At 43.4% G+C, this 13,034-nt stretch carries 11 protein-coding genes; 2 read left to right on the forward strand and 9 right to left on the reverse strand.

The window, feature by feature from the left end:
• Nucleotides 1-41: 41 nt before the first annotated feature.
• The 4 genes from ACTS60_RS14485 to ACTS60_RS14500 form a co-directional block, all read right to left on the reverse strand.
• A complete protein-coding gene (locus tag ACTS60_RS14485) occupies nt 42-344 on the reverse strand; it encodes a hypothetical protein (protein WP_440888801.1) in 303 nt (100 codons plus the stop codon).
• Between the two features lie 238 nt (nt 345-582).
• Entirely contained in the window at nt 583-1,740 is a 1,158-nt protein-coding gene (locus tag ACTS60_RS14490) for an amino acid permease (RefSeq protein ID WP_440888802.1), read from the reverse strand.
• Between the two features lie 990 nt (nt 1,741-2,730).
• The gene (locus tag ACTS60_RS14495) at nt 2,731-4,827 is read right to left on the reverse strand and encodes a methyl-accepting chemotaxis protein (protein WP_440888803.1); all 2,097 of its coding nucleotides are present in this window, start codon (nt 4,825-4,827) and stop codon (nt 2,731-2,733) included.
• Nucleotides 4,828-5,266: 439 nt separating this feature from the next.
• Complete coding sequence (locus tag ACTS60_RS14500) at nt 5,267-6,616, reverse strand: alpha-amylase family protein (protein WP_440888804.1); 1,350 nt, start codon at nt 6,614-6,616, stop codon at nt 5,267-5,269.
• 589 nt (nt 6,617-7,205) lie between these two features.
• Here ACTS60_RS14500 and ACTS60_RS14505 point away from each other — a divergent pair.
• Nucleotides 7,206-8,183: a hypothetical protein gene (locus tag ACTS60_RS14505; RefSeq protein WP_440888805.1), complete on the forward strand. Its 978-nt coding sequence runs from the start codon at nt 7,206-7,208 to the stop codon at nt 8,181-8,183.
• Between the two features lie 83 nt (nt 8,184-8,266).
• Here the strand turns inward: ACTS60_RS14505 and ppiC are convergent, their stop codons facing one another.
• Nucleotides 8,267-8,545 (reverse strand): peptidylprolyl isomerase PpiC, encoded by a 279-nt coding sequence (gene ppiC / locus ACTS60_RS14510; protein ID WP_005375342.1) that lies wholly within the window; start codon nt 8,543-8,545, stop codon nt 8,267-8,269.
• A gap of 210 nt (nt 8,546-8,755) precedes the next feature.
• Between ppiC and ACTS60_RS14515 the strand changes: the two genes are divergently transcribed.
• Nucleotides 8,756-9,670 (forward strand): chemotaxis protein, encoded by a 915-nt coding sequence (locus tag ACTS60_RS14515; protein WP_440888806.1) that lies wholly within the window; start codon nt 8,756-8,758, stop codon nt 9,668-9,670.
• A gap of 18 nt (nt 9,671-9,688) precedes the next feature.
• On the opposite strand, the gene ACTS60_RS14520 is transcribed toward ACTS60_RS14515, so the two are convergent.
• From ACTS60_RS14520 to hutW, 4 genes are all read right to left on the reverse strand, one after another.
• Nucleotides 9,689-10,225 (reverse strand): ATP:cob(I)alamin adenosyltransferase, encoded by a 537-nt coding sequence (locus ACTS60_RS14520; RefSeq protein WP_440888807.1) that lies wholly within the window; start codon nt 10,223-10,225, stop codon nt 9,689-9,691.
• Nucleotides 10,226-10,329: 104 nt separating this feature from the next.
• Nucleotides 10,330-10,860, reverse strand: coding sequence for a heme utilization protein HutZ (hutZ, locus tag ACTS60_RS14525; RefSeq protein WP_005441121.1), 531 nt, complete (start codon nt 10,858-10,860; stop codon nt 10,330-10,332).
• Between the two features lie 129 nt (nt 10,861-10,989).
• Nucleotides 10,990-11,493 (reverse strand): heme utilization cystosolic carrier protein HutX, encoded by a 504-nt coding sequence (gene hutX, locus ACTS60_RS14530; RefSeq protein WP_440888808.1) that lies wholly within the window; start codon nt 11,491-11,493, stop codon nt 10,990-10,992.
• A gap of 17 nt (nt 11,494-11,510) precedes the next feature.
• Complete coding sequence (hutW, locus tag ACTS60_RS14535; protein WP_440888809.1) at nt 11,511-12,878, reverse strand: heme anaerobic degradation radical SAM methyltransferase ChuW/HutW; 1,368 nt, start codon at nt 12,876-12,878, stop codon at nt 11,511-11,513.
• Nucleotides 12,879-13,034: the final 156 nt, after the last annotated feature.

A 13,034-nucleotide genomic window follows, 5' to 3' on the forward strand; every position in this document is an offset into this window, starting at 1 on the left:
ATAAACAAACAGCGAGCCCAATGCTCGCTGTTTTTATTTGCTTATAAAACAACATGAACGTAGCGATCTCTGGAACGCTTGTAATAATGATCGTCTACCTTCAGGTAAGTGAAGTTTCCAATCTGGATATAGGTACTGCGTGGTGGGATGCGCTTGTAGTGATAGTAATAATGCTTTGGACGCTTATGTTTTACCACTACTACCTTTTTGTGCTTATGCTTATATTTATGTTTGTGATGGTGCTTATGGTGATGTTTGTATTCCGGATGGGCATTGGCAGTGGTACTAAACAATCCTAAAGAAAACATCATTCCAATAACTGCGAAAGAAAGTCGCTTCGACATTCGGTTCCCCTTCTCTTCATAACTTAGCCGCCATGATATGAATAAGGACAACGTTGCGTGTCAATGCTCAGCGAGACAGTTTCACACTAACGTCAAATATCATCGCGATTTATCAGGCATTGGTCAGGCCATACACACAGCTAATGCTGCACTAACAACTTCGCACAAAAAAGCCGCTTGCCCAATTGTGGACAAGCGGCTTTCTAAAGTTCAATTACTGTGTGTTCGTCGAGTCGATTTATACCGCTTGAGCGAACAGTAAGAAACAGCCGAATAGGAAGATCATGCTTATCCCCATCGCACCACCACCCGCTTCGTACACGCTGCTGTCTTCTACAGGTACACGACGCACTTTCATGGTCATCGATAGTGGAACAAACACCGCTAGGAATACAAGGATGATGCCTGCGTAGCTAAGGATCGCTAAGAAGTGCTCTGGAGCGAATACCGCACCAAGTAAGGGCAGAATAAACGTAGTTACGAATACCACTGGCTTACTTGCTTTTAGAAGATCTGCATTTTGGTCGTAAAGCGCCATTGCCACACCTAAGAAAGACGTCAATAGTGCCAAGCCAGTAAACATAGACAGGATGAACTCAAGACCTGTGTACTGCTGACCAAGAACAGAGATCAACTCAGACACGTTTGAGAATTGAACAAGTTCATGTGGTGGCAAGTTACCCACTACCGCGAACAACCACAGTAGGTAACACACAAGAGGAATTGTAGAGCCAACAATGATCATGTTGCGTAGTTGGTTTTTGCTCGCTTCTTTGTTGTAAGTGACCAAAGAAGGAATCACCACCATGAAACCAAAGCTTGTGAACAGAACTGAGCTTTGTTTGATCAGTGCCATTTTGTCTGCGTTCACTACTTCACTTAGGCCTTCAAACGATACATTTGGCGCAAGAGAGAGCAGCGTTAGAACAAGCGCGACAATCATACCGACGAACAAGCCACGGTTTAGCTTATCAACAACGCCTGTACCAGCCGATACGATAAGACCAACCAAAACGGTAAAGCCAACTTGGCTAGAAATAGTAGAAAGTGGTAGGCCCAATGACGTGATCACTTTTTGTACCAAGTCACCAGCACCGATGATGTAGGCCATCAATAAGCACACAAGCAATGCGTACAAAAGACCGTTAGTAACAAGCTGACCGCCTTTACCAAGGGTTTCACGAGCAATGGCGTTCATACTCACGCCACCACCTACTTTACAGCTTGCTTCCAACAGAAGAAGTGCCGCATAAGTCGTACCTGCCCAGATGAACAGCATGAGAAGAGTGCCCCATAGGAGGCCAAATTGAGCTAGCACCATTGGTATAGCGAGCATACCAGCGCCAAGAGCAGTACCTGCAACGATCAGGGAGCTGCCGACAAGTTTTGAGTTCACGGTTAATACCTCTAAATTTAATCCGTTTTGTTGTGACTTATCGTGCTTTTGGTTCGAAGCACGATCTACGGAGACCCCCTACCCTGCAGCCAATAAATTCACTATGAAACAGAAACTCAAGGTGCAAAAAGCCTAAACTCAAGATGGATCTATCCTGTCTGAGTACATTAGGGATGTAGGGAATCATTTCCGGGCAGAGTTCAATTAACGGAATGTCTCACTTTGGGTTCGAAGCAAAATCAGCGCATCCTTTTTCGTCAATCCCATTCTCTGCTGAATGGATTTGGTTCAAAAGGATTGTAAGGCATAAATAGGACGATTGAAAAGCAAAAGCTCCATCTTATAGCCATATATTTTAACAACTATCAGTTGATGCAACAGATATGTTGTATAACCGCCGATTATTTAGTCTTTTGTTGCTATAGATAGTAGGAAATGAGCTGTAGCGCTCAATTTTTAAGGTGTACATGAAAATGTACACTTTGTTAGAAGGTGTTAGAAACCCGGAACATAGCCTAGATTCAGCAATATCGTTATTATTCGCACCGTACCGACACGTTTCGGTTCACATACCTCTAAACACTGATTTACGGTTCGAAAATATAGGTAAATGAGTGTTCCGAATGCTGGGTTTGGTTCCCCAGCATTTTTATTCTTCTTGCTATTCTTTCTCTGGCTAAGCCTATCCTTTCCAGCACCCTGCTACAGCTATTTACACGCGTCCTGTTCCCCTATTGAAGATATATACTCAAGTAACTTCAAGGTGCAGGGTTCAGAGCGTTGTCAATGATTCTCTGTTTACCGAAAGTAAGCAAGGAAAACAACGAAGCGGAATAGCTAGCTCTTTTCAAGTTGTTTGACGAAGCTATTTAGGTGGCAAAGAACGTGCTTCAGTGACACGCTCCCGAAGGGCGAGGTTATTTGAGTATAAAAAAGGCAAGGTGCCTAATGACAACCCTGCCCAACTTCAACAATCGTCTTATATCGCAACTAGGATAATTTGAACTTGCTTAGTTCACCATGTAACTCGGTAGCCTTTCGCGTTAGCTCATTACTGATTTCAACAGAAGATGTCATCGAGTCCATCACATCCATTGCGGTATCGTTGATAGTGACAACGTTGCGATTAATTTCTTCCGACACCGAGCTTTGCTCCTCAGCAGCCGACGCAATCTGATTGTTCATATCATTAATTACTTCGATAGCATGATTGATTTCAGAAAGCGCTTGTTGCGCAGCTTGAGTTTCATCTCGAGTATCGACAGCTTGTTGCTGACTTTGCTCCATCAAAACAACTATTGATTGAGTCTCTTGCTCTAAACGAGCCAGCATAGTGCGAATTTCTTCAGTAGAACCTTGAGTCCTTGTTGCCAAATTACGCACTTCATCTGCCACAACCGCAAAGCCTCTACCAGCCTCTCCTGCGCGAGCCGCCTCAATGGCAGCATTTAAAGCAAGTAAATTTGTTTGCTCCGCAATACCGCCGATTTCAGTCAAGATACCTTGGATGGCGGTGCTTGACGCAACAAGGTTTTCCGTTTGGCTCTGTGCATCACTCACTTGACTAGCAAGATGTGCCACCGCGTTGGCTGCGTTGTCCATTCTAGCCATGCCATTCACACTATTGCTTTGCACTTGGCTCGCTGCTGCTGCAGCTTGAACCGCAGAGTTTGCCACTTCATGAGCGGTTGCACTCATTTCATTGATGGCTGTAGCGAGGGAGTTCACCTCATTAACTTGAACGTTTAACTGCTCTTTCGAAATATCAGCACGCGTTTGGCCTTCAGTTGCGCTTTTGTCAACTTGATCAGCCGTTTCAGTGACCGTTAACAGCATTTCCTGTATGCGGGCTAGGAACGAATTGAACCAATGCGCTAATTGAGCCGTTTCATCTTTCCCTTTGACCTCAATTCGATAGGTAAGATCGCCTTCTCCTTGTGCCGCATCTTTAAAACGCTCGACTAAGTTCGTTAGTACTTTGCCTAACGAGTTAGCGATGAATGCCATTGCCAAAATACCGACAAGTGCCGCAATCCCACCAGCCCAAACACCTTTTTCTATGGCTGACTGGTTCTGCTCGTCGCTCCATTGCTCATAGTCAGCCACACTTTTTGTTAGGTGGCTACTAGGAACCGAAACAATCACGACCCATGGTGCATCACTGGTATCAATCGAAGTTATAGCGTACTCATTGCCATCAAACGAAATAATTCCGATCTCTTTTTGTGTCGCTAACGATTGGATATTTTTCCACTGTGATAGTAATTCGGAAGGTACTTTCATCCCTACAGAAGCAGAATCATCACTGTTCGCAAGAACAGCGCCCTTCCAAGAGGAAATTAGAATCTTACCTTGGCCCTCGAATAAACCGCTCGCTAGATTCTCACTTTGTCCTTGTAACTCATTTAGTGATAAATCAAAGCCGACAGAACCAATGATCTCGCCATTCATTTTGATTGGCTGGCTGATTGTAGTAATTAGCTCTTCTCGACCACGAACCGGATACATGTACGGCTCCATAACAAACGTTTTACCCGTTTCATATGGTTTCAAATGCCAATCATCTTTACGCTCACCACTACTATTGAGTTCAGTGTTGCTGAAGCTTTCCATTGCAACAACATCAAAGCTATTTTTGGAATTAGGAGAGAAGAATGGTGCCAAATAGCCTTTGGTATTGAAGCCGTCTTTTATGTCAAATGCTGTTTCACTAGGCCAAGACATGTCTTGCCACACCATATATCCAGCAAATACAGCTTTATTCTGAGCCTCCAAAGAAGCGATGAACTGTTTTACCACCGCCTGTGGTGTGGCACTAGACTCTGCACTTAATTCGAGAATTGATCGCACTTGTTTCAGGTTGGCAAGCACTGGCTCCAACTGATTTGAAATACTAAGCTCCTGCTGTAGAGCGGCATTTCTTAGATCAGAGGTGGTCGCATTTGTCAGTTGGTTTTTTACTTGTGTTGTAATCTGTTGATTTACTTCAGTGAAGGCACTGGTTGTCATCCCCATCGCAATCAATAAAGTAAAAGCCATTGCACCACCGGCGCTCACTGCAATTCTTGTTCGTATACTGTTAAACATACTTGTTTCTCCAACAGGCTAGTAGCTGGATTAATATTTAAATAAGGTAGGAAGGGAAATTGTATCTAACAGGTGTGAATGGAGAATGTCGTAATATGAATGAAATACGAACGGATTATGAAATTACATGAACAACACTATATCGTTTAAAGTGTACAAGGCGGGGAAGTAAAGATGTTTATTGAGTGTGAATCTATCTATATCTCAACTAACGCAATGATATTATAAATATTTATCAGAATTTAAAGATCGTTAACGGAGATACCGTGATCTCATGAGTGAACAACTCGCTGCGGCCTATCTAACAAATTTGGGCAACCAATAACGTGACATTGTTCACACAATATTTTTCTTAAATATCTGTAACTTAGCTGTAAATAAATCCTATTTTCATATAAATACCCTTCTCCACTTTGAGGAGAAGAGTATTTAAATCGATCTAGCAGTTTACCAGCATCATAGCGTTAAGAGCTGGTACCTTAATGGGTTGGCCAAGTTCAAACTGTTCACCTGAGAGTAGATCCGTAACTAATGCATCGCCAGGTAGCTCTAACGTCTGGGAGCGTAGAGACTTGTTAAGAACCAAAATCCCCTTATCACCTCGCTGCAGCACAAGCATATCATCATTACCTTCTACCATTCTCATCGGCTCACCATGCGTTAGGTTGTGAAATGCGATCATCTTCGCCATTCGAGGATCACGCCATGAGTTTTGCCAACGAGGATTTCCAAGACGATCTTTGATACCACTTGGGTCAAGATCGGTATATACCAAAGGGACTCCTCCGTCGCGCCCCATGATATACGCATACGCTAACCATTCTTCTTCCTCACCCATTACATGCTCTAAAAATACATCATTGTTTGGGATATCGTGAGTAATGGCGAAGGTGATAGCTCGGCCATTGGATAACGCCTGCCCAAAGCAATACGGATCGATGAGTGACTTGAAGCTACCACTTTTCTTAAGCGCTTTCGAGATTGTTGAAAACAGCGGAAAATCATACGCACCGAGTCGTGTTTCTTTCAAATAAGGTTCAAGAAACAGCTCATATTCTTCTTCAGTCGCGCCACCATCAGTAATTATTTCACCAAAAATGTGGACGTCATGCGTGATATCCTCAGTCCAAACCTGCTTCAAGTGCTCCAGCGTCATGTGCTTTGCTGCATCAATACGGAACCCCTTCACGCCAAGCTGTTTCAACGCTTGAAGATACAGTCTCTGCTGAGCGACAACATGCTCACACACTCGTAAGGTAGGTAAACCCGGATCGGTCGGCCCCCCTGTGATACGGCCATTTTGTACTTGCCACTTATCTTTCCAATCTTTGATTCCAAAAGCTTCGACAAAATCATTTTCATCAAACAGCGGCTCAGATAAGTCCCCAAATAGAACGAGGTCTTGATACTTATCTGCATTTTGCTGGTACTCGTCCATCACAGCTTGGCGCGGGTACTGCAAATCCGCGCGGAGATGGGCTTCATTAGCCATATGGTTAAATACTACGTCGGCATAAACTAATACACCTACACGGTCGAGAGCTTCAACCATGCTTTTGAAATCTGTGGTGTCTCCAAGTGCATTATCGATGACACGGTAATCTTGAGGTTGGTAACGCTGCCACCAGCGTTCGTCTTGTGCACTTTTCATTGGTGGAGAAACCAAAACCGAGCCATAACCTAGCTCGCTAATCTCCGCTGCACGTTGGCCAATATCAGCATACTTCCAATCAAAAGCATGCAAGATTACATTTGCACCCGTCGATTGTGTGTCTTGTAAGCCACTCATGTTTCTCTCCTCGTCGCGTTCGCTCACCCATTTATTGCTCGAATTCGTCGTGAGCGAATCCAATAGCTGAAATTATAAGAAGTATTGGCGCCTCTCCCTCCCCCCTAATATGTTTGTGCTAGGGGGAAAAACGAGGCGTAGCTCCACCTTGGGTACGGCTTAAAGGAGTACTTGAATACAATGTTCACTAAAAACAAACACCAGAACGACTTAGAGGAACTTATAAGTAGTTGTTTTAAAGGCATTTTTAAAATAAACATCGGAAAATAATGATATCGCTATTACGCCTTTCCTTGAGCACTTCGTCTAAGTAGAGGCACAAATTCAATATGTAACAAATATTTAAGAAGACGAAACTGTAGCTTATGTCACAGTTGGTGCGAGCTATAAAACGGCAACATTTAATGCTTGTCCGGTTTACTCCTTACTAAGGGTGATAACTGAGCTGGTTTTTGTAGCACTTAAGAATCAAACAAAAAGACAAGATGAGAAAAACTATGAAGTACGTCGTTACAAAAACCACGGACATTCACCTTTCTAAGCTTGATATGCAACAATTTTACCTTATTTTGAGTATGTGAGGATAAACATGTCTTTTTGGGGAGTGCTACTGGCAATCTTTGCCCAGTTTATTGCTTTTGGTATTTGTGGGTTATTTCTCTTAATTTGCTGTAGTTCAAATACAGAGAAAACTTATAGAACGACCGAGCGGCAACGATTGTTCTTCGAACTTAACCTGTGCGGCTTCTTCATTTCTTTCTTTGCTTCCCTTGGCCTACTCATATATGGTCTGATATTTAGCAACTCATCTCACTATTATGCTTATTTAGCGATACCCTGGCTGTTTGTTTTGACAGGCCTTTGTTACGACCGCTACTGTCAAAAAAGGTATGGCTACTTAATCAATGCTAATTTTCAAGCTTGGCAGAAATACTGGCACAAAGAGCTAGATAAGCTGGAGAATGAAGAGCTGCCAAAGTACCGATATGACGACGTTGTTGTATTTGATATTTGGCAAGCATGCCCTAATAAGCAGGCATCTTGTATTGGCGCATTACCGAAGGGACAAGAACTTTACTCGAAGATTGAAAACGCGAAAGAATTCGCAAAAAGCTCAGAGTCAGTGGATGATGAAACGGTTCTAGACAAACTAAAAGAGTTTGAAAGCGCAGTCTCAAAAGTACACCAGACCTTTCTGAACACCCCTGACTTTTTGGGTTTTAATAGCAAAGGCTCTCATGCTTTTCGACGAAAAATTTATAGAGGATATAAGGAATCGTATCCAAACCTGTATGACGAGACTCAGTTCATACTCTTCGAACTGCAACAAATTATGCGAACAACAATAATCAATAACTTCGATGTAAAAATAGAAGATGCTTACTTTTTTTTACAATATTCGTTAGATGGGCTATTTGAAGAAAAGGATATATTTACAAATTACGTACTCTGGACTTATGTTGAAGAATACTACGATGTCAACCCGTTCCAGTTAGCAATAGAACTATCGCAAATGGGCGTAAAAATACTTAAGAATACCAATGAGTACTTCGTATTTATCGAGTAGCCAGTAGATAGATCTCAAAGCACTCTATTTGCAGTAACTGCCCGTTAAACAAAAAGCCAAGTAATGCTTGGCTTTTTCTAATTCTATGTGCGGTACAACACCTTAACAACGTGCCAGCCGAATTTGGTTTTTACTAGATGTGGGGTTAAAACCTCACCTGAAAAACAAACTTTATCGAACTGCGGCACCATTTGACCACGGCGAAACTCACCCAGGTCGCCACCACGTTTACCAGATGGGCATGTCGAATATTTCTTTGCCAAAGTCTGGAATTTAGCACCTTTTTTAAGTTGCTTGATGATGTCTTCAGCTTGTTCTTTGTGCTTTACAAGAATATGTAATGCCGCTGCGGTGTTTGCCATTTGTCTGTCTCTCACTATTTGTGGGGGCGCAAGTTTAACCAATATGCCCACTAACGCTCAAGCTCTAGAACACTTTTGCATGAAAATAAAAGTCAAACTAGATTTGCGATATTTCGTTAAGAGCTCAACTTTATTAAGGCAATAGTTGAAGAGTAAGGATTATAAGATAAGATATGCTACATAAATCGGTATCATTGATAAGGTTATTTCATGGCAAAAGTCGCAAGTAAAGCGAACCAATCACAGGGTATGTTGGTGTTTAAACTCACCCTGCAACAGAACTTCGCAATTGGCACACTTAAAGTCCGTGAAATCGTTCCTTACATGCCAACAACCAAGATTCCATATTCCCATCACCATGTGATTGGAACGGTAACGATTCGTGATTTAACCGTGCCAGTCATCGATATGGCAGCAGCCATCGGATTCCGTCCAATTAGCGAAGAAGAATACAAGAACAGCTACTTAATCGTAACGGACTGCTTACGTACTGTGGTTGCCTTCATGGTACGAAGTATCGAGAAAATCATCGAATGCGACTGGAAAGCAATCGAGACGCCACCAGAAAGTGCAGGTCACAACATCTTTGTCACTGGCATTACCCGTTATGAAGAGAAAATAGTCCAAATGTTGGATGTGGAGCTTCTGCTTTCGAAGATCTACCCTCAGTATGAAAATACCAAGATTCCAATGCTGACAGACATCGAACGTGAACGCCTTAAAGCCTTGAGCATCCTTTTAGTGGATGATTCTTCTATTGCGCGCAAACAGTTAAGTGATGCATTAGACCGTATCAACATCCCTTATCAAATTTGTAAGAACGGTACTGACGCGCTCGACTTAATGAAACGAGATGCAGCAGCCAACCGCCCTATTGACCTTCTGGTGAGTGATATCGAAATGCCAGGATTGGACGGTTACGAACTTGCGTTTGAAGTTCAAAATGATTCCGCGCTGAACAACTCTTACCGTATTCTTCACACATCACTCTCTAGCGAAATTTGTGTCGACCGAGCACACCAAGTGGGCGCTCATGAAGCGTTAGAGAAGTTCAATGCTGGCGAATTGATTGAAGCAATGCTGCGTGGCGCAAAAGAGCTAGAAGCAAAAGCGATGGCATCTTAATTACTTCAATTTAAGTCGTTACTTACTTGGCATCGTGTAGCTGCGAGACACAAACTCAGTTTGTTCCACTTGATAGATGTGATTGATGTACGAAGCCAAGCTGTAAAGCACGTTAGCTAACAGGTTTGAATAGCGAAACAAAATTGGTGCGGGTTGCTTCTTACCTGAATGCTCTACGGCAACCAATGCACGAACGACCTTCTTGGCTTGGCAGCGACACAAATGCAATTGACTGGAAGTTGGGTGGCCACCGGGAAGTACAAAGCCTTTAAAGCCACCGTCAATGCGCGCTTTGATTGCGTCGTAGTCGGCTTTTAGCTCGTCAACTTCCGCTTCTGTGATCGCTAGCTTGCCACGGATAGAGCCATTCACATGGTACACGTTTGGCTGCATTCGAGTCAGGATATCACGGCTAAAATCATCCAACTCCATCGATAGCACAAGCCCAATTCGACTGCACAACTCGTCTGCCGTAATTTCAAAATCGCAGACCGGGCTATCTTCATAAATGAATGGGTAACAAATCTCGCCAAGTTCCTTACTTACTGGTCTCATGCTCTTTCTCTGTGCTTTGGTTCTAATAAAAAAGGGAGTTAGTATAACCTAACTCCCTTTGGGCATTCACATCCGTTTAGACGATAATAAGTTAGAAAATCGGCTTATGCGTTTTCGATTTTCTTGTGACCTTCTTGAAGGTGAACGAAATCAACCAGATCATCGCCTGATACTTGGTAAGCTTGACCAAAACCTTTCACGAACAGACCTTGTTCTGCTTTTAGGTTAAACAGAACGAAGTCTTCTAGTTGGCTCAGACCATCAATGATCTCACCGAAACGATCTTTCATTTGACCAACAACTTGTTGCCACATTTCAGTATCACGCTCAACAACGGTTGCAACCGCATCAAACGTTAAACGCTTACGAGCAAACAACTGCTTCGACGAATCTTCATCTTCAATCATCATCAAAGATACATTTGGATTCTCAAGCAGATTGCGCGCGTGACGAGCAATCTGAGAAATAAGAACGAAGTAACCTTCCTGGTTTTGTACGTATGGGGCGTAACTTACGTTTGGACGACCTTCCGCATCAACTGTTGCTAGTTGAATCGTACGGCGCTCCTGACGAAATTCCTTAATTTCTGGTCCTAGACGACCTTGTAAACGCTCTTGTTTAACTTGCTGATCCATTTTGATACCTAACTTTACTTATTTTGGGTTTCTGAGTTTGAACTCGGTTATTGTTTGATAAACCGACGCCACCCCCACTGTTGGCGGACGGAGCTAGCGTCGTATGTATTTTATTAGTTCTATTTGGAACTACTGGTTGAACTCAGCTTGCATCGCACGAAATGCCGTTACTTGCTCTTCAATGAGTTCACGCTTTTCGTTACGACCTAGGTAAATCTTGAAAATGTTGCTGCCGCACTCAGAGAAGAAACCAAAGTAGTGGCTTTCGCGTCCCATAAACGGCTTGCTTACTAGTGCAATTTTTTTCACGTTATCCAGTTTAAGGTGACCGTGAAGCTCCCCTTCTTTACCCATTAGGTTGTAGTAACCACGTGCCACTTTGCCTTTCGGGAACGGTGCTTTCACTTCAAAGATTGAGCCGAAAGAATGGACAATCGTCGTTACAGGACCAAAGCCTACAAGGCCTTCTAAAATGCTTTGAGCTTGCTCACCCGGAGCTACCGCTACCATTTCTTGAGGTAGTGCTGCAACCACGTCAAATTCCGATACACCAAGGCGCTCTGCCATCGCCGCAGGCAGCAGTTGTGGTTCTTGTTCTAGTAGGCTTTCAACCTGTTGCTTAATTGATTCCATTGGTTTTTCCATTTCTTTTAGATGTTAGATACTTTTGGTACGTTTTCGTTCATTTCCGACGTTAATACCTGAATACATGCCTGTGCGAGAGAAACAGCCCAGAAGCTCCCTGCAAGGGTTAACACTAAGCTACGCTCTTGAAGTTCGACCAAGCCCTTGTCATGCCAAACTTTGAACAGTGGCATTAGGAAGTTAAAGGTGTCTTCTCTCATGAAGTTTGGCAGTTTGTTCCCTTGAATAATCCCACGATCGAAACCTGACTTTAGCGCAGCAAAGAGTGGCTCTAGCGGGCTTTGCTTCATCATCATCGCGATGGTGCTTTGCCCTTCATTCACGGCTTTCACGTAAGTGTCTAGCGTGCGATGTTGCATCATGCCGTAACCACCGATATTACCGCCAGCACCACAGCCAACCGGAAGCACTTCTGCATACGTCTTCGCTAAGCTGTTGTACAAGCTACGTTCACGGTTATCGATCGCCCAGTGGTTTACGCTGAGTTGCTTCATATGGTGCTTCGACATGAATTTCACACCAAGCTCGTACATACCAGCTTTTTCTGGCGTGGTTGCTGGTGGTGGTATCTTGCCCTTCTCGACTAAATTCAGCATTGGCGCACTGCCACCCACAACAAGCTGGTATAAATCCAAGCCATGTGCCCCAGTAGACATGAAATCATTCAAGTCTTGTTCAAGCACTTCTCTGGTTTGGTAAGGTAAGCCGTAAAGTAGGTCAATGATGACGGGAATTTTGTCTTCTTTCGCTAGCTCAGCAACACGATTCAATACATCTTCACGGTCGTCTAGACGCTTAGCACTACGACGCACTTGGGTATTAAAACTTTGCACGCCAAATGAAAAACGGTTGAAACCACCATCTAGCGCTCCCTGATACAACTCGTCCGAGAATCGGTTAATACGCCCTTCAAGGGTAATTTCGCAATCGGCGGCTAAAGGGAAGTAGTCATGAATGGCTTGACCAAGAATGCGTACTTGATCCGCAGATAAGTCTGTAGGCGTGCCGCCGCCGATATAAACCGCATGGAAGATGCCACTCTGTGTCCAAGGCAATGCAGCCTTCTCTCTCAACTCTTTCATCAGAGCATCAAAGTACTCATCGACGAGTTTTCGGCTTGCAGCATTTTGGAAGAAGTTACAGAAAGTACAACGTACACGGCAGAACGGCACATGAATATACAGACAGCGCTTGTTGTTCTTTGCTGCTTCTGAAGTGATCCGTGACAGGATTTCACCTTGTTGTGGCGGTGGAACAGGCATGCTGCTACCACCCGCGTGTGCGGAGTGTTTTTTCACAAAAGCAAAGCGCAGCGGGTCGGGGCTATCACTCCCGAGAATCGATTCGTCAAATTTATAAATATCGACGCTCATATTTACTCACTTAAAGCCCACCAAACAAAGGATTAGGGCTCATTTCAAAAAAACTGTAAAGATCATAATTTGCACGTAATGATAATGCAATTGATAATTGATCTTATTTGTTTTTCGAGCAATAATCTTCCCACTTGATAACTATTCCTACTACCG

Origin of the sequence: Vibrio sp. WZ-1 (assembly GCF_052037695.1) — a bacterium.
GTDB lineage: Bacteria > Pseudomonadota > Gammaproteobacteria > Enterobacterales > Vibrionaceae > Vibrio.